Genomic DNA, 19,582 nt, shown 5'->3' with positions numbered 1-19,582 from the left:
CGTCTATGCGGTGTAGCGGGCCTGGTCGAGGTCGGCGATAAGCGCCGGTCCCGACGGACGCCAGCCCAGGCGGGCCTGGGTCCAAGCGCTGGAGGCCGGCATGTCCAGGCTCGCGAACATCGCCATCCAGCCGAAATGCGCCGCGGCCTGCTCCGGGGCGATTGAGACGACCGGCAGATTCAGGCCCCGGCCCAGCGCCTGCGCAATCTCGCGGCTGCTGATCCCCTCTTCTCCCACCGCGTGAAAGCGCGCGCCCGGTTCGCCCGCTTCGATTGCCAGCCGGTACAGGCGTACGACATCGGAGAGATGACCCGCTGGCCAGAGGTTGGCGCCCTCGCCCACATAGGCGACGACGCCCGTCGTGCGGGCGATCTCCACGAGCGGCGAAATGAGGCCCTGCCGCAAGGTATTGTGGACCTGCGGCAGACGCACCACAGAGACGTTGACGCCCGCTTCGAGCAGGGCATTGCCGGCCTGCTCGGAGGCGATGCGCGGATTGGGATGGCTGGCATCGAAAACCTGTTCGGTCGCCAGCGTACCGTGTCCGCCGCCACCCATTCCGGTTCCTGAGGTGATGACCAGCGGCCGATCCGAACCCGCGAGCACCGACCCGAGCGCGGCGATGGCGCGGCGGTCCTTCTCGCAGTTTTCGATGAATCGGGAGAAATCGTGGTCGAAGGCCGCATGGATGACCGCGTCGGCCTGCGCGGCGCCGCGACGCAGGCTGTCGGGGTCCTCCAGCGTGCCGCAATGTGTCTGGGCGCCCGCGGCGGCAAGCGCCTGGGCGCCGGCCTGCGAGCGGGTCATCCCGACGACCTGATGCCCGGACTCGATGAGTTCGGGAACAAGTGCCGAACCGATGAAACCGGTCGCGCCGGTGAGAAAGATACGCATGGTGAAGACTCCGTGATCGTCAGCCCAACACTATTCACGCTTTTTTTATCCCGTTAAAGTAGTGATCTGATCATAGTAAAAAAACTAACAGGTTCGTCCATGCCCGTCGCGATGGCCAGCTCGCTGGGGGATTTCCTCAGAAGCCGCCGGGAACGTCTGGACCCGGCCAGCTTCGGCTTTTCCGGGCGCAGGCGCACACCCGGATTGCGCCGGGAAGAGGTCGCCCAGCGCGCCCGCATCAGTCCCACCTGGTACACCTGGCTCGAGCAAGGCCGCGGCGGCGCGCCTTCGGCCGTGGTGCTGGAGCGCATCGCCCATGCCCTGATGCTGACCGATACCGAGCGCGAGCACCTTTTCATGCTGGGACTGGGACGACCTCCCGAAGTCCGCTACAGGGTCGCCCAAGGCGTCAACCCGCGGTTGCAGCGCCTGCTCGATTCGCTCGATGCCAGCCCGGCCATCATCAAGACGGCCACATGGGATGTGGTCGCATGGAATCGCGCAGCGGCCGTGGTGCTGACCGACTATGGGGCGTTGCCGGCCAATCAGCGCAACATCCTGCGCTTCCTGTTCCGAGATCCGGACATCCGGGCCAAACAGCACGATTGGGAAAACATCGCCCGCTTCGTCGTAGGCGCGTTCAGGGCAGACGTGGTCCGCGCCGGCCTGACCTCCGAGGTCGGCGATCTGGTCCAGGAACTGCGCGGCGCAAGCGCCGAGTTCGACGCACTATGGCGCGACAACGACGTGCTGAGCCATACGGAAGCGAGCGGCACCAAACGTCTGCGGCATCCCGAGCTAGGATCGATCGAACTGGAATATTCGGCCTTTTCCGTCGACGGCAGGCCGGACCTGGGCATGATTGTCTATGCCCCGCTGGACGACGAAATCGCCCGGCGGATCAGAGAACTCGCCCGGCGCGCAGCACCAGCGCTTCGCTAAGCCAAGTCAACCGGAAAACCGCCGCGAGCATGCCGCCGGCAGGCCAGGGGCGTGGATCAGATAATGGGGTGCTGCACAGTCATCATCGTGGCCTGCATGACCGCGACCACCTTGCAGGAAGGCCCCTCGCCGTAGAACGCCCTGACCTCTCCCGTGCAGATAGTGAGGGACTTGCCGGCGTTATGCACCTTGCCCACGGCCAGGAAGCGATCGCCCAGCGCAGGCCGCAGAAAATTGATCTTGAATTCCACGGAGACGATCTCGCATCCCTGCGGCGCCTTGGTCAGCGCGGCATAGCCGCAGGCGTTGTCGACGATGCTGGTGATGGCGCCGGCATGGATAAAGCCATGCTGCTGCGACAGACGCCTGGAGAAAGGCAGGGCAATATGCACCTCGCCGTCTCCCACCAGGACAAGCTGCGCGCCCAGCGTCTGCATCAACCCTTGTGCTTCAAAGCTGCGCGCAACGCGCTGCTCGACTTCTTCCATAGCTTCTCCAATCCGTGACTAGGGTCTGTCATCAATTGATGGCTTGAGATTTTAGGCCAGGCGTTCCAAACTTCGGCCGTATGTCGAGACGATATGCATTGCGAGATGATCAGTGGGAGCGGATTGAAGGTTTTCTGCCTGGGCGAGCGGGCCATGCTGGCGTGACCGCGCGAGACAATCGCCTATTCGTAGAGGCGGTGCTGTATCGCTATCGCGCAGGTATACCCTGGCGGGATTTGCCGGAGCGCTTCGGGGATTTCCGCGTCGTGCATCTGAGGCACATGCGTTGGAGCCGTAGCGGCGTGTGGCGGCGCGTGTTTGAGGCGCTGGCACAGGATGCGGACAACGAGTACGCGATGATAGATGCCACGATTGTGCGAGCCCACCAGCATGGCACAGGCGGAAAAGGGGGGCTCAGGCGCAAGCCATCGGACGCAGCCGGGGGGGGCTGAGCACAAAGATTCATGCCACGGTCGATGCGCTGGGCAACCCAACGCGTTTTCACCTGACGCCGGGGCAGGCCTCGGATTTGGAAGGGGCCGATGCCCTGTTGCCGCATACGCAAGGGGAAACAGTGATGGCCGACAAAGCCTATGACGCGCAGCAGCGCGTGATCGAACCCCTGTTACGCGCTGGAAAGTCCGTCGTCATCCCCTCTCTACGCACACGCAAGCAGCAGCGAGACTATGACCGGCACTTGTACAAGGCGCGTCACCTGATCGAGAACTTCTTCGCCCGCCTCAAGCAGTACCGCGCCATCGCCACGCGCTACGATAAAACCCGCACCGCGTTCCTTGGCGCCATTCATCTCGCCGCTGCCGTCATTTGGCTCAATTGATGACAGACCCTAGGTGCAATACCCTGCTTTTTCATTGATTTGACCTTCAAGCCACACCCGGTCGGCAGATTCAAGCCTTTCATGTAGACACCGAAAAGACAAGCCCACGCAGCCGAACGGATCGCCATTGGAGGATTTTCTCTTTATTTAACCCTTGGCGCGTCTGTCTTTCCTGGAGCGATGCCGGCCAGCATCGCTTCCGCGACGATCAGTGCGACGGAAACACTGAGCGGGATACTGGCCTGAGCCCGCCCGGCTGCCACGAGCAGCAAGATGGAAATCAACGGTGCGAAATACGATAGCGCGGCCAGCAGCGGCATATTGCCGTGCTTGGTGGCGTGGTCCCATGCCAGGAAAGCGAGTCCGGCGGGACCAATTCCCAGCAAGAGTATCGCCAACCACTGAGAGGGACCAGGCCATGCGCCGCGCTCGAACAGCCAGTGCGCCGCCCCGCCGGCCATTGCCACCGCCCCGCATACGCCGATAAGCATTTCGCTGGGCACATGCGCATCGCGGCGGTTCGCTACCGAGTACCCGGCCCAGATCACCGCACAGCCCAGCGCGGCAAAATAGCCCGCCATGTGGGCATGGCTGCACCGGCTCGCCGCGACGTGCCATGAAAATGAGCGCGGCAAGCGCGAAAAAATAGAGCGCGTGATAGAAATAAATCGCGACGAACGCCAGAATCCAGGCGCCTGGCGGCTGCCTGTGTTTTGCGAGCGCGCTGCGCCCCCGCGAAGCCAGCACCAGCATGCCGCTGACAAATGCCACGCCGAAACTGAGCGCCAGCAATTCGAACGGCGGGATGCCCGACGCCGCCACGCTCAAAAGCGCAAGCGCGGACCAGAGTCCGATTGCGACCAACCCGAAGGCCGTCGCCCTGCCCGTTCCATTGCCGGCCATTTTTCCTCCTTGTCCGTAAGGCGGCACCGGACCTCGGCCGGCGTCGCATCGCGCTCGCGCCGCATGGCGCGGGTCAGCGCGCTCTGGTCGGCATGGCCGCTTCGGAGCGCGATTTCGGCAATGGACAGCGCGGGATCGGCCAGCAGCCGCTCGGCCGCGTCAAGACGCAACACCGTGAGTCGCGTATGGGGCGTGGTTTCGCGCCGTGCGCGAAAGGCTTCATGAAGCCGGCGCGGACTCACACCCGCGGCCTGCGCGAGATCGGCGATGCAGATCGGATCGGCCAATCTGTGCAGCATGAACGAGGTGGCGCGCTGCACCACGAGTTCGGCCCGGTCCGAGCGGCGGCCATTCACAGCGGGGCTGTCCAGCAGCAAGGTCGACCATGCCTGCTGGCACGCCGGCGTGAGCCTCGCCCGCCAATCGAGGGCACGCATGTACTCGAGCAAGCCATGACCTCGCCGATCGATAGCGAAGAACGGCGGCACTTGGCCATTATCCAGGGCGTGTGCGCACCCTCCCGTCTGCACGTCCAGGACGACAAAGGCATTGGGCTGGCGGGCGAGAAACGCATGCTGGCATCCGGCGGGAATAAAGGCGCCTAGGCTGCCGGCGACCCGCCCCGTCTCGCGCCCCACCTCGATCTCGATCGTACCTTCGCATGAGATGACGACTTGATGATACGCATGCCGATGCCGCTCGATCTCGCCGCGATAGCGCCTTATGTCGATACGAGCGTCGTTCATTTACCCGTCCCGGATTGATGCCGGACTGGAGTACCTGCTCATGAGCGTTGTCCACGTAGCGCCCTGGATGAAGTTGGCCGCGCGTCATTTATGATGCACTTCACAAGTCGATGCGCCGCCGCGGCGGCCAACAGGAGAAATACGCTATGAAGATCGCTGTCATGGGTGCGGGCGCGGTGGGCTGCTATTACGGCGCAATGCTTGCGCGCGCGGGACACGAGGTCGTGCTGATCGGCCGCGCCTCGCATGTCCAAGCGGTCGAGCGCGACGGTCTGCGCCTGCAGACGCAGCAATTGGACGAGCATATCGGCCCGCCGCATCTACGAGCCAGCATTGATCCGGCCGCCGTGAGCGGCGCGCGACTTGTCCTGTTTTGCGTGAAATCGCCCGACACCGAAAGCGCTGGCGCCTCCATCGGGCCGCACCTGGCCGCCGACTCGCTGGTGCTTACGCTGCAGAACGGTGTAGACAACGCCGAGCGCCTGCGCGGCGCGATCGCGCAGGAAGTGGCAGCGGCCGTGGTGTACGTCGCCACCGAAATGGCCGGCGCCGGCCACGTGCGCCATCATGGCCGCGGCGAGCTCGTCATCGAACCTTCTTCCCAAAGCGCAGCCATCGCGCAGATGTTCGCCGCTGCGGGCATATCCACCGAGGTATCAGCCAATGTGCGCGCAGCGCTGTGGGCCAAGCTGATCCTGAACTGCGCCTACAACGCGCTTTCGGCGATCTCGCAGCTGCCCTATGGCCGGCTCGCGGCGGGCACCGGCGTATGCGCCTCGATGCGCGACGTGGTGGCCGAATGCATGGCCGTCGCCCAAGCCGACGGGGTAAGCCTGCCGCCGGACGTAGAACTGGCCGTGAGCCGAATCGCTCAGACCATGCCGACTCAATATTCTTCGACGGCGCAGGACCTCGCGCGCGGCAAGCGCAGCGAGATCGACCATCTGAACGGCCTGGTCGTCAGGCGCGGCGAGGCGCTCGGCGTGGCGACCCCGGCAAACCGGCTGCTGCACACGCTGGTCAGGCTGATCGAGGACAAAGCGAGCGGCGCGTTATGAACGAGAGAGTCCGGCTTGCGTTGGCTGGCGGACGAGGCACGGTCTTTTTTGTATTATTACAAGGCTGTAATATCGTATTAATAGCGCCGGAAATCGATCCTGCGCCTGAAAATTGATCGGCACGCCATCCGCGTCCGGGGCCGCCTGACGGACCCCTGACCAGGAAAGGAGACCGTCCATGAAGTGCCCTCAAGCGTCACCGGTGGAAGCGGAACGACTTGTTGCGTTGTCCGAATACGAGCTGGGCGGCGATCGTCAACTAGCCAGTCTGGATCCTGTCGTGCGAATCGCCGCGCGCATGTTCGACATGCCCGTCGCCGCGGTCAATATGATCGGCAACGACCATGTCTTCTTCGCGGCAGTCACGGGTTTCGATGGCGTCGACGTGAACATGGATCGCAATGTCTCTTTCTGCGCGCACGCCATCCTGCAGGACAAGGTGATGATCGTCCCCGACGCGACGCTGGATTCGCGCTTTCACGACAATCCGCTCGTCACCGGGTCGACCCACCTCAGGTTTTATGCTGGAGTGCCGATACTGTCCGCGCAGGGCTATCCGCTCGGCGCCTTGTGCGTGATGGATAGAAAGCCGAATGCCGACTTTTCCGCGGACGATGCCGAGCGCCTGCGCGAACTGGCGAAGATGGCCTCGGACAGGCTGGAATTGCGCCGCATCGAGCTGCTCGCCGAACGTGCCGCCCCGCCGGCGGATCACGCCGAGTGGCAGTCCCCCACCGCCATGATCCGCTTCGATTCGCGCGGCACCATTCTCAACTGGAACGAAAGCGCGGCGGCGCTGTATGGCTACGATTCCGCCGAGGGTCCGGGACGCGCGCTCGAAATGCTCGTGCCCGAACGCAGCCGCGCCAGCATGCGTGAACTGATCGCGCGGGCCGCGGCGGCAGACTCGCTCGATGGAATACGCGTTCCATCGGAAATAGACGGACTGCGGCGCGAAGGTACCGAGTTTCTGCTGGGTTTCTCGCTGTTCTGCTGGCGCGAAGAGGGTGCGCTGGTCTTTAACGCGCATCTGCAGGATCTTTCCGACTTGCGCCACGAGAAGGACCTGCTGCGCGGCCGGGCCAACTTGGACGTGCTCACCGGAGCCGCCAACCGCACCCACTTCTACCGCCTCGTGGAAGGCGCGCTGGCCCACGCGCGCCCTGCCGCCGTGATCATGATCGACCTGGACGGATTCAAGGACATCAACGATACCTTGGGACACGCTGTCGGCGACCACGTCCTGCGCGAGGTGGCACTGCGCCTGCGCAATCTCGTCCGATCCGAGGACGCGGTGGCGCGCATGGGCGCGGACGAGTTCGCGCTCCTGCTGCCCGGCATGGCGGACATCGAAGAGGCGCGGCGTGTCGCCCAGGCCGCCACGCAGACAATCGCCCAGCCCGTCTTAGCCAGGGGCATGGATGCAATGCATGTTTCGGCGTGCTGCGGCGTCGCCCTCGCGCCACGGCACGCGCAGGAGGCCCTGGAACTGATCGGCGACGCGGATCTGGCGCTCATCAAGGCAAAGCGCGCAGGGCGCGGCCAGACCTTCCTCTTCACCATGGCTTTGCGCATGGAGGTGGTGAGGCGCAGGCTGTACGGCATGGAATTGCAGCGGGCCGTCGACGATGGCGAGTTCGTCCTGTTCTATCAACCGCAAGTCGACTTGTCCACGAACGCGCTCGTGGGCGCGGAAGCGCTGATCCGCTGGCGGCATCCGCGGCGCGGGCTAATGTCGCCGGCTACGTTTTTGCCTGCGCTCGAGTGCGGCCCGCTCGCGCCGACCGTCGGCGTATGGATACTCGAGGAAGCCTGCGCCCAGGCTGCGCTCTGGCGCCGCAGCGCAGCGCCCGCTTTCCAGATGGGCGTCAATCTCTTCGGCGCGCAGTTTCGCGTCGGCCACATCGAAGAAACCATCCTGGCCGCGCTCGATCGGCATGGCCTGCCGCCGCAGGCTTTGGAACTCGAAGTGACCGAGAACATCGTCCTGGACGATGATGTGGTTCTGGCCACGATAAAGCGCATGCGCGAACTGGGCATCGGCATTGCCTTCGATGACTTCGGCACCGGGTATGCATCGCTAAGCCTTCTGAAGCGCTACCCCCTGAGCCGCATCAAGATCGACCGTTCCTTCGTCATGGGCATGGTTCAGTCCAACCAGGACGCCTCGGTCGTGCGAGCGATCATCGATATGGCGCGCAGCTTCGATTTGCGCACCATTGCCGAAGGCGTCGAGACGGCGCAACAGCGCGAAAGCCTGCGCCGTCTCGGCTGCAGCGACGGACAAGGTTATCTGTTCGGCAAGCCCATGCCGGCCTGGGAGTTCGGCCAGGTCTTCGGCCTGGACGCATCATGGCTCAGACAGCGCTGCGCCTGACGGCGCCTGAACAACCCTATTTCAGGTATTGAACAAGAAAATTTCAGATATTTGACGAGAAATCTTCATAGCGGGGTCACAGGCGTGTGATGAAGTCTCACCTGCCCGCCGCCGACGTCGTGCGCCGGCTTCCCCATCACCATGAAGAGATCCAAGATGACCAAACCCTCACGGCCGCCTTTCAAATACCTGATCGCCACCGCTGCCATGGCAGCAAGCCTGGGTGCGCACGCCGCGCCGGCAAACCTGGTCGAGACCGGTTCCACGCTGCTGTACCCCCTGTTCAACCTGTGGGTCCCCGACTACACCGCCAACCATCCCGGCGTGAAGATCACCACGCAGGGCACGGGTAGCGGCACCGGGATCGCGCAGGCGATTTCCGGCGTGGCACAGATCGGCGCATCCGACGCCTACATGAGCGATGGGCAGATGAAGCAATCGCCCAACATCGTCAACATTCCGCTGGCCATTTCGGCGCAGACGGTTAACTACAACCTGCCCGGCCTGAACAAGACGCACCTGAAGCTGGACGGTCCCGTGCTGGCCGGCATCTATGACGGCTCGATCAAGAAGTGGGACGACGCCAAGATCAAGGCGCTCAACCCCGGCGTAAAGCTGCCCGACCACGGCATCGTGACAGTCCATCGCACCGACGGCAGCGGCGACACCTTCATCTTCACGCAGTACCTGTCGTTCTCCACGCCGTCGTGGAGCAGCGGCCCGGGCTACGGCACCTCGGTGAGCTGGCCCGCGGTCCAGGGCGGCGTCGGCGCCAACGGCAACCCCGGCATGGTCCAGGCCGCGCACCAGACCCCGTATTCCATCGCCTACATCGGCGTGAGCTTTCACAAGCAGATCGACGAAGCCGGCCTGGGTACCGCGATGCTCAAGAACCGCGCCGGCAAGTTCCTGCTGCCCACGACCGCCACCGTCAATGCCGCGGCCGCCGCCATGGTCGCCAAGACGCCCGCCGACGAGCGTCTGAGCCTGATTTTCGCGCCCGGCGAGAAGTCGTATCCGATCGTCAACTATGAATACGCGATCGTCAATACGCACCAGGCCGACGCCAATACCGGCCACGTGCTGAAGGATTTCCTCACCTGGACCGTCGGCTCGTCCGAAGGCAATTCCGACAAATATCTGAGCGCCGTGCGGTTCGTGCCGCTGCCCGCTAAGATTGTCACCCTGAGCCGCGCGCAAATCTCGAAAATCCAATAACGATCCCGCGTGTGCCGCCATCGCCTCCCGGCCTGCGTGCCGGGGCGCGATGGTGGTGCCCCGGCGCCTTCAATGCGACCATTTCGTATCAGTCTGGCCTGTTTCGCGGCGCTCATCCCCCTGGCGCTGTTGGCGATCGTCGTTTTCCTGACCGTCTATTCCTGGCCCGCCATTCGTTTCAACGGCCTGCATTTCCTGGTTTCCAAGAGCTGGAGCCTGGGCAATCTGTATGCCGATCCCATTTCGCACGACGGGTTTTCCGTGCCGTCGGGCGCTCATTACGGCATTCTGGTTTTCATCGTCGGCACGCTGGCCAGTTCGGCCATCGCGCTGCTGATCGCCGTGCCTCTAGGCATAGGCGTAGGGTTGTTCGTGGGCGAATACACCCCGCCGGCGGCGCGCCATGTCTTCGCGCAGATCGTCGAAGTGCTGGCCATGGTCCCCAGCGTGGTGTATGGCCTTTGGGGACTGGAGGTGCTGTCTCCCCTGGTGTATCGCTACATCGCGCCCGCCCTGGCCAAGGTGTTCTTTTTCGTTCCGTTCATCGGCACCGGCGCCGAATCCGGCTACGGCCTCTTGACCGCAGGACTCGTGCTGGTGCTCATGGTGCTGCCCGTGATATCGAGCACGCTGCTCGAGGCGCTGCAAAGAGTGCCCCGCGAACTGCGTGAATCGACGATGGCGCTGGGCGCGACCCGTACCGAAATGGTGCGCAAGATTCTGCTGCCGTCCGTACGCATACCGCTGATCGGATCGGCCATGCTCGCCATGGGTCGTGCCCTGGGCGAAACCATGGCCGTGCTCATGGTCAGCGGCGGCGCGCTGAACTACCTGCCGCATACCCTTTACAGCCCCATCACCAGCATGGCCGCCTTCATCGCCTCTCAGCTGGACAGCGCGCTGCAGGATCCCAGCGGGATGGCGGTACGCTCCCTGGCCGAAATCGCGGTCGTCCTTTTCATCATCGCCGTCATCGTCAATGTCGTCGCCCGCCTACTTACCCGACAATCGCCCTCTGGTGTTCGAGCCTGAACGCTTTTCCTCGCTGACGGCCTCGCGCCGCAGAGGAGACGCTGTTTTCACCTTGCTCTGCCTGGTGTCCTTCATGTTGGTGGTCACGCCGCTGGCCAGCATATTGTGGGCGGTGTTCGCGCGCGGGGCCGGCGCGCTGAACCTGACGGTCTTCACCGAAGTGACCAACGGAATCAGCGGCGGCCTGCTCAATGCCATCGAAGGTACCCTCGTCCTGAGCGCAGGCGCCTTGCTGTGGGCCGCGCCGGCCGGCGTGGCGGCGGGCATCTACCTGGCGGAATTCGGCAATGGCCGCCTGGCGTCGATAGCGCGTTTCCTGGCCGATGTGCTGGTAGGCGTACCCTCGGTTGTGCTGGGCTACTTCAGCTATGTAACCATGGTGGTCTGGCTGGGCTGGGGCTTTTCAGTACTGTCCGGCATCATCACGCTCGGCGTGCTGGTGATGCCCTACATCGCGCGCTTCACCGAGCTTTCCTTGAGACAGAATCCGTCCACGCTGCGCGAAAGCGCCTATGCGCTGGGCTGCACGGACAGCCAGGCCATCCTGCGCATCTTGCTGCCGGCCGCTCGTTCGGGCGTGACGACGGGCATACTCCTGTCGCTGGCGATATCGGTAGGGGAAACCGCCCCCCTGCTCTTTACGGCGGGCTGGTCCAACTACCTCTGGAACGGCAAGATGACCCAGGAACCCATCGGCTACCTGACCTACGTCATCTGGAGCTTCATCAACCAGCCGTTCGCGTCCGCGCACGCCCTGGCCTACGCGGCGGCGGTGATCGTTGTAGGCCTGGTGCTGGCCATCAACATCGTCGCGCGCCTAATCCTGCGCCGGGAATGATCGGGCGCCGGGGCGTCATTTGCGCAAATACTTCACTTCGAAAGCATCCACGGGCAATGGTTTGCTGAAAAGAAAGCCCTGCATTTCGTCGCACTTGAGCAGCTTGAGCAAGCGATACTGCTCGTCTGTTTCAACGCCCTCGGCAACCACCCGCAAATTCAAGCCGCGCGCGAGATTGATGATCGTCGAGACCAGCACCAGCCCTTGAGAGCTGTCGGTCATATCGGTGATGAAGGAACGGTCGATCTTGAGCGTGTCGACCGGCAGCTTCGCAAGATATCCGAGCGACGAGAACCCGGTGCCGAAATCGTCGATCGCCACCTTGACTCCAAGACCACGGATGGTCTCAAGGCTGGCGATGCTTTGATTGAGATCCTGCATGATCATGCTCTCGGTAAGCTCGAGTTCGAGGCCATGCGCCGCCCCCGGATCCACGGACAATTTCTGCCGGACACCGTCCACGAAAGCCTGATCCCTGAGCTGCAGCGGCGAAACGTTCACGGCGATGCGAACGGCGTCATATCCTTGGGCACGCCAGCGCAGGTAATCGGCGATGGCCTGACCCAGCGCCCAGCTCCCGACCTCATAGATCAGACCGGTCTGCTCCAGCATGGGGATGAACTGCCCGGGAGCCACCAGGCCGGATCGCGGATCGCTCCAGCGTATCAGCGCTTCCGCGCCGACCACCTTGCCGCTCTGCATATCGACTTTCGGCTGGTAATGCAGCACGAATTCTTCATGATCGATGGCATGACGCAGGCGGTTCTCCATTTCCAGCTTGTGCGCCACCAGTTCCGTCATTGCCTTGGTGTGGAAAAGATAGCGGGCGCCAGACTCCTTGGCCCGCTTGAGCGCCGCCTCGGCATTGCGAAATAGCGTCTCGGCATCGTCGCCGTCGTCCGGAAAAATCGCCACGCCCGCCTTGCAGGAAACCCGCAGGCTGATGTTGCCCAGCTTGAATTTCCGCGCCAACAGGGCATCGGTCATCATGCCCAGCAGCTTGGGAAGATGGCCTTCCTCCATGACCTGCGGTATCACGACGGCAAAGCGGTCGCCTGCCACGCGCGCCAGCAGGCTCTGGTCCCTGGCGCGCTCGACGAGCCATTGCGCGATCTGCCTGAGCAGAATGTCGCCGGCGGAACGGCCCAGGCTGTCGTTGACGTTCTTGAAACGATCCAGGTCGATCAGCAGCACCGCCAGGCGCCCCTGCCTGCTCCGGGCGGCCGGGATGAAGTGCTCAACACGGTCGAAAAACAGATTGCGATTGGCAAGACCGGTCAGCTCGTCGTAGTAGGCCAGGTAGGTCAGGCGTTCCTGTTTTTCGATGTGATCGATCGCAAAGGAAATGTCTCCGGCCAGATCGGCCAGCAGCCGCATTTCCTCCTGATGGAAGAACTCGACCTCTCCAGCATATAGGGCAATCAGGCCGACCGCGACGTTTTCGACGATCAAGGGCAGCACCGCGACAGACCCTATGCCGGCTTGGGCATAGTCGGAACCGAAAATCACGTTCGGGTCGCTGGCCGCGTGGTTCGCGACGATCGCATGCCTTTCGGTAATTGCTCGCATGAACATGGAGGTACGCGCCCGCTGCGGCATGCAGAGAATGTTTTCGATCTTGGCGACCAGCGCGTCAGCCTTGCCTATGGAAGCCGCCGGGCGCAGCCGGCCGGCAGCCTTGTCCCATACCGCGATCATGGCCATGCGAAACCCACCGATTTCGCTGGCGATGCGGCAAGTCTCCCGGAACAATTCGTGCTGCTCGCGGGCATGCACGATAAGCGCGTTGATGTCGCTCAACATAGCGTAAACGCGGTTCAGATATCGGATCCTCGCTTCGCTTTCCTTGCGCTGCGTGATGTTCTCGAACACCACCGTGAAATGCTCGCCATTCGTGCTGTATATCGTGGCGTCGAACCAGATGGCCAGTTGCGGAACATAGGACTCGAACTTTTCCGGCATCCTGGTGCGAACCACGCGGCCATAAGCCTCGAAAACCTCGGGGTTCGTCTCGATCAGATCGGGAATGACCTCGGAAACCTTCTTGCCGACGACCTCGTTCAAACCGGTCAGAGCCTGGAAGGCCCTGTTGACCTCGACGTAGACAAAATCGACAAGCCGCCCCGCGTTCAGAACAGCCCGGCAATAGGCGTATCCCTCCAGCATCGTTTCGATCAGCGAGTGATAGCGAATCTCGCTGGCTTTCAGCGCTGCCTCGGAACGCCTGCGCTCGGATATGTCCTGGCAGGTTCCCAGGGCCTTGACTGGCTTGCCGGCATCGTCGAACACAAGCTGCCAGCGCTCTTCCACGTATTTGATCCGCCCGTCGGGGAACAAGATCCGGTGCTCGACGGCACACAGGGTCCTGACGCCCAGCGATGCGAAAAACGCTTGCTCCACGCCTGCGCGGTCCTCGGGATGCACGCGCTCCAGGAACTCGGCATGCGATGGCTGAAAGTGCTCGGGATCGACATCGAAGATCCGATAGGTCTGCGCCGACCAGATCACGCTCAAGGTAGACAGGTCGGTTTCCCAACTGCCTATTTTTGCCACCTCCTGGGCTGAAGTGAGCCGCGACCGTTCGAGTTCGAGCATTTTTACCAGTTGCCGCTGCTCCTGTTCGTTGTTGCGCAGCGACTGCTGGATACGCCTGGCCTCGGAGACGTCGCGAAAATACCAGATACGTCCGTAGTAGGTACCGTCGTCCCCGGCGACCGGCGCCGAATAGCGCTCGATGACCCGGCCGTCGTTCAACTTGAATTCGTCGGTGCTGATTGCCCAGCGGTGTCCATACAGATACCGGACCTGGGCCAGGAATGCAGCGGTATCCGCAACCTGATCGGCGGCAAGCTCCAGAACCTGCCCTTCCCGCCGATCTTCCATGATCGACTCCGGAATTTTCCAGAGATCGTGGAATTTCCGGTTGCGCGTGAGAATCTCACCGTTTTCCCCGACAACCAGGATGGCATCGAGCGCCGTTTCCTGCTCGGTCTGCAGGATCGTGTTTTTCAGCCGGACTTCCTTTTCAATCTCGCGCCGCTCGGTCAATTCCTTTTGCAGCGCGCGGTTCGTCTCTTCCAGCTGCAGGGTTTTTTCTTCGAGCTTTCTGATCAACGTCTGGCTGTAATGTTCCAGCGTGGCGGTTTCTCCCGCGTCGGGTCCCACTGCCTGGACCGGTCTGGCGACTGTGTCGCGCAACTGGACTGCGCGCAGCTTCTCCATGAAAACATCCGGTTCGCAGGGCTTGAGAATGAACTCATCGGCGCCGAGGTCGTAGGCCAGGCGCTCGTCCTCGGCTTCGGTATACGTCGCCGTATAGACAACGAACGGAATCTGCCTGAGACGCTCGTCCGCCCTCCAGTAGCGCAACAGCGTATACCCGTCCATGACTGGCATCAGCAGGTCGGAAATGACCATATCGGGCGGCGCCTGCCGCGCCATCACCAGCGCCTGCGCGCCATGTTGCGCCAACTCCACCTGGTAACCATTCCCTTGCAGGAGCGCACGCAGGTAGTAGGAATTCTCCTCCTTGTCCTCGACGATGAGCACGCGCATGACGGGTAGGCCTTGTAATGAATGACAATCAGCTCAGGAACCGTTCTATTTCGTTGACAAACGTTTCGGGATTGATCGGCTTTTCGATATAACCGTTACAGCCGGCGGCAAGACAGCGCTCGCGGTCGCCGGGCATGGCGTAGGACGTCACCGCAATGATGGGTATTGCGCGCAGCGATGGCAAGGTGCGCAACTCGCGCGCAACATCGTAGCCGTCCATGAGCGGCAGCTGGATGTCCAGCAGAATCAAGTCCGGCGTCCTGGATCGGGCCGCGGCAATTCCCGTCGGGCCGTCGGGAGCCGCAGCGATGCGAAATCCGCGCTTCTCGAGCAGAAAAGTTGCCAGATAGCGATTCTGCTCGTTGTCTTCGATCAGGAGTATGTTCCGGTTCATTGCCTGGGCCCAGTCTCCAATGGAAGCGTGACAATGAATCGGCTACCGACACCGTATTCGCTGTGCGCGACAATCCCGCCTCCCAGCATATCGGCCAGGCGGCGGCAAATTGCCAGTCCCAGACCGGTCCCCTCGTATTTGCGCGTCATGCTCGAGTCGAGCTGCCGAAAGGGTTCGAACAGCTTGCCCATGTCCTCGGACCTGATGCCGATGCCGGTGTCGGCGACTGTGATGCGCATGGCCGCTTCGGTTCCGACCGGCCTGTCCGGGTCGCGATTTTCGAGTTTCTCGGCGGTAACCGAAATGCCGCCTCGATCGGTGAATTTGATGGCATTGTTGGCCAGGTTCAGGACGATCTGCTCGAACTTTCGGCGGTCGCTATACATCTGCTCGAGCGCGGGCGTGACCACAAGATCCAGCGCGATGCCTTTCTTTACAGCCATGGGCCGCACCGACGCCAGAACCCGGTCCAGGCACGCCGGCACGCTGAAGGTCTCCCGGCTGAGGACGACCCGCCCGGCCTCGATCTTGGAGATGTCGAGCACATCGTTGATGAGTTCCAGCAAATGGCGCGCGCTGCTCTGCACCATGCCGAGCTGCTTGACCTGTTCCGGGTTCAAGGGACCCGCCAGGTTCTGCAACAAAATGCCGGTAAACCCGATGATGGAGTTCAGCGGCGTGCGCAGCTCATGCGACATTGTCGCGAGAAATGCCGACTTCATATCGTCGGCCGCCTCGGCTCGGTCCAGCGCCGCCTGCAGATCGATGGTCCGGGCCTTTACCTGGCGTTCCAGATCGTCGCGCGCGCCGCGCAGCGCCTCCTCCGCATGGGTACGGTCGGTGATATCTTGCATTGTCATGAACGCGAGCCGCCTGCTGCCCGCATAGGTCACCTGCGAACCCTGGTAGCAGAATATCCGCTCCCAGTCTGCGCCGACGCGTCGCACGCGGGCCTGATAGTCGATCAGCGTCTCACCCGCCCGGACCCGGGCCAAAGGCCAGCGCTCATCGGCAAGCCGCGTGCCATCCAATTCGTAGACCTCGAAAATCTGGCCGAACTCGCGCTGCCGGCGTATGCCCTCCTGCGGATCGGAAAACCCGAGCATGCGCAGCGACTCGGGGTTCCAGTGCAGGTAGCTCAGGTCGGGATCGGCGATCACCAGGCCTTCCCTCAGACTCTCGACCACTACATTGAGGCGCCCCTGGCTTGCCAAAAGCTCCTGCTCGGCCTTCAGTCTTTCGTTGATATCGATCCCGATGCCCACCAGGCACGGCATATCAAGGTAGTCGACACGCCGGCCAGTAAAGAAATAAGGATGCTTCGAGCCATCCTTGCTCAAAAAAGGCGCTTCGAGCATGGACTCGCCCAGCTCGAACACGTCGGCCACCCGTGATTCCAGCCGCGACCAATCCTGCGGCGGGAAGAAATCGCGGGGATGCATCAGCGCGATTTCGCCAGCCGAGTATCCCGACACCGATTCAAAATTACGATTCCAACGCAGGAATCGCCCATGGTCGTCGTAGAAATACAGGATGCCCGGCATGCTGTCGATCATGGTCTTCGAAAACTGCTGTTCGCTTTCGGCAATGGCCTGGGCGCGACGCCGAGCCTCCTCCCGCAAAAGGTTGTCCAGCGCAAACGAGATATTGCCGGCTGCTTCGGCCAGCAGCGCCACTTCCTTGGCCTGGAAAAAATCCTCGCGCTCCGCGTACACGCTCAATGTACCGGCGGTCAGGGCATTTTCACGGAGGGGAAACACGGCCAGCGCGCGATGTCCACATGCCTGCATCTGCGCGCGCCACGGCAAGGTGGCTGGATCCGTGAACAGGCGATTGCAGATATAAGGCTGTCCGCTGCGATAAGCCAGCCCTATCGGCCCGCAGCCTTCTGGCCGATTGTCCGCGTATATCCGGGTGTTCTTTACGTAGTCCGCGGCGTCGCCCCACACCGCGGCCGGTACAATTTGCTCGGTGTCCGGGTCACGCCATCCGATCCAAGCAATGCCGATCGCGCCCAGTTCGACCAGGATGCGGCATGCGTTCTGGAAAAGCTCGTCCCGGGTATGCGTCCTGACGATGATGTGGTTGATCTGGCTCAGTGCGTTGTACAGCCGGCTCATTCTGAGCATTTCGCGCTCGCGCGCCTTGAGCGCCGTAATATCGCGCACGACCTTCGATATACCGACGATTTGTGCGTTCGAGCCTCGAATCGGGGAGATCGTGATTGAGACATCGATCAGCCGCCCGTCCTTGGTCAGCCTGACTGTTTCAAATTGATAGACGGACTCGTCGCGCAGGATTTTTGCAAGATTGCAATCGTCTTGCGACTGCCCCTCCGCCGCAATGAGCCGCTTGATCGATCGGCCGATCATCTCGTCGGCGCGAAAGCCGAAGATCTTTTCCGCACCGGCATTCCAGCTGGCTACGATGCCCTCCAGGTTCGTGCTGACAATGGCATCTTCCGACGACTCGACGAGCGCCGCCAGTCTGCGGGCCGCCTGTTCAAGCTCATCACGCCCCGGTCCGTCCGGCATCGGTATATTCCTTGTGCCTTCTTGCACCTGCCTGTTTGCGACTCGCTGTGTTGCGCGCAAGCACTGCAGCACAGGAACTCGTCGATAGACATCGTCTTTTACAGCGTTATGCCTAAAAGATGCAGAAAGGATAAATGCCTTTCTCCCGACCAGTCAACGATGCCGGATCGCGCGGTGTCGTGTAAGCGCCTTGTTAGCGCAAGGCGTGGCAAATACCACATCGCGGACTTGGACGGGAATCAAACCCACTTTGATCTTGCCTCGCTGCTTCAAAGCAACATTTCAAAAACCTCAGGTTTCGATGATCACTTTCAGCGCATTGGTCTTGGCCGCCTGGCTGAAGGTGTCATAGGCGTCCATGATCTTGTCGAGCTTGAAGTGATGGGTGATCAGCCTGGCCGGGTCCACCTTGTGCGACGCTACCGTCTTGAGCAGCATCGGCGTCGCGGCAGTGTCCACGAGCCGCGTGGTGATTGCAATATTGCGATCCCACAGTTTCTCCAGGTGAAGATCGACTTTCACCCCATGGACGCCGATATTGGCAATGATTCCGCCAGGCGCGACGATGTCTTCGCAAGTGATGAAGCTCGCTGGCACCCCCACCGCTTCGATGGCCGTATCGACGCCGCGACCTCCGGTCATCCGCATGACCGTCTCGACCGCCTTGCCGTCACTGGCATTGACGACCGCGGTCGCTCCGAATTTCCTGGCAAATTCGAGACGGTTGTCGTCGAAATCGATCATGATGATCTGCGCGGGCGAATAGAACTGCGCCGTCAGCAGCGCGGCCAGGCCGATCGGCCCGGAACCCACGATGGCGACGGTCGAGCCGGGCTGGACCTTGCCGTTGAGCACGCCGCACTCGAAACCCGTGGGCAGGATATCGCTCAACATCACCAGCGCCTCTTCGTCCAAACCGGCGGGAATATGGTACAGGCTGGTATCGGCATGGGGGGTGCGCACGTATTCGGCCTGAGTACCGTCAATTTTGTTGCCGAGTATCCAACCGCCGGTCGTGCAGTGCGAATACATGCCCTTGCGACAATAGTCACACTTTCCGCAGGCCGAGATGCAAGACACGATGACCCGGTCACCAGGCTTGAAGGCGGTGACGGCTGCGCCGACCTCCTCCACGATGCCCACGCCCTCATGACCGAGGATGCGGCCCGGCGTGCACGTGGGCACATCGCCCTTGAGAATGTGCAGATCAGTGCCGCAGATCGTGGTTTTGACAACCTTGACAATGGCGTCGGTCGGCGCCGTGATCCCAGGTTTCGGGCGATCCATAAGGGCCGATTTTCCCGGACCCTGATAAACGAATGCTTTCATGGTCGAACTCCTTGATGTTGATCGCATATTGCAAGCGGCGTCGACCCCTTTGGGTGGCGGCCCCTGGGCATCGAGAACTCGCGCCTCTTGGTCGGTGAATAGCCGCGAGCGCGTGATGAAACGCACGCCTTCGGACGCTTCAAGCGAAAAGCTGTCGCCGCCGCCTTCAGTCAGATCGATGACAAGCTGCGTATTGGAGAAATATCGAAATGTCGCGGCGCCGATATAGAACGGGCAGTCTTCGAGCACGCCCAGAAACACGTCATTGGCGCCGACGCGGAAATCACTTTGCCTGAAGCACATCGGCGCCGTGCCTTCGCAGCATCCCCCGGATTGATGGAAGATCAGCGGGCCGAACTCTTCCCTGATCCGGCGAACGAGCGCCTTTACCTTGGCCGTGGCGATGACGCGTTCGGGCATGAGCGCGCGCCCGGGA

General features: G+C 62.2%; 15 protein-coding genes and 1 pseudogene. 7 read left to right on the top strand and 9 right to left on the bottom strand.

All coding sequences use genetic code 11. The features are described 5' to 3' along the window. Positions 1 to 3: 3 nt before the first annotated feature. Positions 4 to 894, bottom strand: coding sequence for an SDR family oxidoreductase (locus tag H143_RS0114380; RefSeq protein WP_019938953.1), 891 nt, complete (start codon positions 892 to 894; stop codon positions 4 to 6). A 99-nt stretch (positions 895 to 993) separates the two neighbouring features. Between H143_RS0114380 and H143_RS0114375 the strand changes: the two genes are divergently transcribed. Continuing rightward, a complete protein-coding gene (locus H143_RS0114375; RefSeq protein ID WP_019938952.1) occupies positions 994 to 1,836 on the top strand; it encodes a helix-turn-helix transcriptional regulator in 843 nt (280 codons plus the stop codon). A gap of 56 nt (positions 1,837 to 1,892) precedes the next feature. On the opposite strand, the gene H143_RS0114370 is transcribed toward H143_RS0114375, so the two are convergent. Continuing rightward, complete coding sequence (locus H143_RS0114370) at positions 1,893 to 2,324, bottom strand: PaaI family thioesterase (RefSeq protein WP_019938951.1); 432 nt, start codon at positions 2,322 to 2,324, stop codon at positions 1,893 to 1,895. Between the two features lie 80 nt (positions 2,325 to 2,404). On the opposite strand from H143_RS0114370, the gene H143_RS22140 reads away from it, so the two are divergent. Continuing rightward, positions 2,405 to 3,162, top strand: a protein-coding gene (locus H143_RS22140; protein WP_196801311.1) for an IS5 family transposase whose coding sequence is annotated in 2 segments (ribosomal slippage) — positions 2,405 to 2,726 and positions 2,726 to 3,162 — 759 coding nt in all. Because the reading frame shifts where the segments join, the coding sequence is not laid out codon by codon here. 143 nt (positions 3,163 to 3,305) lie between these two features. On the opposite strand, the gene H143_RS22695 is transcribed toward H143_RS22140, so the two are convergent. Continuing rightward, positions 3,306 to 3,743: an EamA family transporter gene (locus tag H143_RS22695; RefSeq protein ID WP_019938948.1), complete on the bottom strand. Its 438-nt coding sequence runs from the start codon at positions 3,741 to 3,743 to the stop codon at positions 3,306 to 3,308. A gap of 243 nt (positions 3,744 to 3,986) precedes the next feature. Beyond that, positions 3,987 to 4,811, bottom strand: coding sequence for an AraC family transcriptional regulator (locus H143_RS20765; protein ID WP_019938947.1), 825 nt, complete (start codon positions 4,809 to 4,811; stop codon positions 3,987 to 3,989). A 146-nt stretch (positions 4,812 to 4,957) separates the two neighbouring features. On the opposite strand from H143_RS20765, the gene H143_RS0114345 reads away from it, so the two are divergent. The 5 genes from H143_RS0114345 (at position 4,958) to pstA (ending at position 11,334) form a co-directional block, all read left to right on the top strand. Beyond that, the gene (locus tag H143_RS0114345; RefSeq protein WP_019938946.1) at positions 4,958 to 5,869 is read left to right on the top strand and encodes a ketopantoate reductase family protein; all 912 of its coding nucleotides are present in this window, start codon (positions 4,958 to 4,960) and stop codon (positions 5,867 to 5,869) included. A gap of 178 nt (positions 5,870 to 6,047) precedes the next feature. Further along, positions 6,048 to 8,246, top strand: coding sequence for a bifunctional diguanylate cyclase/phosphodiesterase (locus tag H143_RS0114340; protein ID WP_033365516.1), 2,199 nt, complete (start codon positions 6,048 to 6,050; stop codon positions 8,244 to 8,246). A 141-nt stretch (positions 8,247 to 8,387) separates the two neighbouring features. Further along, entirely contained in the window at positions 8,388 to 9,464 is a 1,077-nt protein-coding gene (pstS, locus tag H143_RS0114335) for a phosphate ABC transporter substrate-binding protein PstS (protein WP_155803402.1), read from the top strand. A 72-nt stretch (positions 9,465 to 9,536) separates the two neighbouring features. After that, positions 9,537 to 10,496 carry a phosphate ABC transporter permease subunit PstC gene (gene pstC, locus H143_RS0114330; protein ID WP_019938943.1) on the top strand — a complete coding sequence of 320 codons (960 nt, stop codon included), beginning with the start codon at positions 9,537 to 9,539 and terminating at the stop codon, positions 10,494 to 10,496. Beyond that, entirely contained in the window at positions 10,483 to 11,334 is an 852-nt protein-coding gene (pstA, locus tag H143_RS0114325) for a phosphate ABC transporter permease PstA (protein WP_026350073.1), read from the top strand. The genes pstC and pstA overlap by 14 nt, the downstream gene beginning before the upstream one ends. Before the next feature lie 15 nt (positions 11,335 to 11,349). On the opposite strand, the gene H143_RS20760 is transcribed toward pstA, so the two are convergent. From H143_RS20760 to H143_RS22990, 5 genes and pseudogenes are all read right to left on the bottom strand, one after another. Next, the gene (locus tag H143_RS20760) at positions 11,350 to 14,889 is read right to left on the bottom strand and encodes an EAL domain-containing protein (RefSeq protein WP_019938941.1); all 3,540 of its coding nucleotides are present in this window, start codon (positions 14,887 to 14,889) and stop codon (positions 11,350 to 11,352) included. A gap of 28 nt (positions 14,890 to 14,917) precedes the next feature. After that, positions 14,918 to 15,283 carry a response regulator gene (locus tag H143_RS0114315; RefSeq protein WP_019938940.1) on the bottom strand — a complete coding sequence of 122 codons (366 nt, stop codon included), beginning with the start codon at positions 15,281 to 15,283 and terminating at the stop codon, positions 14,918 to 14,920. After that, entirely contained in the window at positions 15,280 to 17,817 is a 2,538-nt protein-coding gene (locus tag H143_RS20755) for a PAS domain S-box protein (RefSeq protein ID WP_019938939.1), read from the bottom strand. The genes H143_RS0114315 and H143_RS20755 overlap by 4 nt, the downstream gene beginning before the upstream one ends. Positions 17,818 to 18,108: 291 nt before the next feature. Continuing rightward, positions 18,109 to 19,146, bottom strand: coding sequence for a zinc-dependent alcohol dehydrogenase family protein (locus tag H143_RS0114305; RefSeq protein WP_026350072.1), 1,038 nt, complete (start codon positions 19,144 to 19,146; stop codon positions 18,109 to 18,111). 111 nt (positions 19,147 to 19,257) lie between these two features. Next, positions 19,258 to 19,566, bottom strand: a pseudogene (locus H143_RS22990) (DUF779 domain-containing protein); the annotation flags it as partial. Between the last annotated feature and the right edge of the window lie 16 nt (positions 19,567 to 19,582).

This window comes from Bordetella sp. FB-8, assembly GCF_000382185.1.
Lineage (GTDB): Bacteria > Pseudomonadota > Gammaproteobacteria > Burkholderiales > Burkholderiaceae_B > Bordetella.
This window is presented reverse-complemented; position numbering and strand designations above follow the sequence as displayed.

Bases quoted from the DNA above. Each gene is read 5' to 3' on its own strand.
- H143_RS0114380 (WP_019938953.1), bottom strand. From the start codon at position 894: ATGCGTATCTTTCTCACCGGCGCGACCGGTTTCATCGGTTCGGCACTT.
- H143_RS0114375 (WP_019938952.1), top strand. From the start codon at position 994: ATGCCCGTCGCGATGGCCAGCTCGCTGGGGGATTTCCTCAGAAGCCGC.
- H143_RS0114370 (WP_019938951.1), bottom strand. From the start codon at position 2,324: ATGGAAGAAGTCGAGCAGCGCGTTGCGCGCAGCTTTGAAGCACAAGGG.
- H143_RS22695 (WP_019938948.1), bottom strand. From the start codon at position 3,743: ATGGCGGGCTATTTTGCCGCGCTGGGCTGTGCGGTGATCTGGGCCGGG.
- H143_RS20765 (WP_019938947.1), bottom strand. From the start codon at position 4,811: ATGAACGACGCTCGTATCGACATAAGGCGCTATCGCGGCGAGATCGAG.
- H143_RS0114345 (WP_019938946.1), top strand. From the start codon at position 4,958: ATGAAGATCGCTGTCATGGGTGCGGGCGCGGTGGGCTGCTATTACGGC.
- H143_RS0114340 (WP_033365516.1), top strand. From the start codon at position 6,048: ATGAAGTGCCCTCAAGCGTCACCGGTGGAAGCGGAACGACTTGTTGCG.
- pstS (WP_155803402.1), top strand. From the start codon at position 8,388: ATGAAGAGATCCAAGATGACCAAACCCTCACGGCCGCCTTTCAAATAC.
- pstC (WP_019938943.1), top strand. From the start codon at position 9,537: ATGCGACCATTTCGTATCAGTCTGGCCTGTTTCGCGGCGCTCATCCCC.
- H143_RS20760 (WP_019938941.1), bottom strand. From the start codon at position 14,889: ATGCGCGTGCTCATCGTCGAGGACAAGGAGGAGAATTCCTACTACCTG.
- H143_RS0114315 (WP_019938940.1), bottom strand. From the start codon at position 15,283: ATGAACCGGAACATACTCCTGATCGAAGACAACGAGCAGAATCGCTAT.
- H143_RS20755 (WP_019938939.1), bottom strand. From the start codon at position 17,817: ATGCCGGACGGACCGGGGCGTGATGAGCTTGAACAGGCGGCCCGCAGA.
- H143_RS0114305 (WP_026350072.1), bottom strand. From the start codon at position 19,146: ATGAAAGCATTCGTTTATCAGGGTCCGGGAAAATCGGCCCTTATGGAT.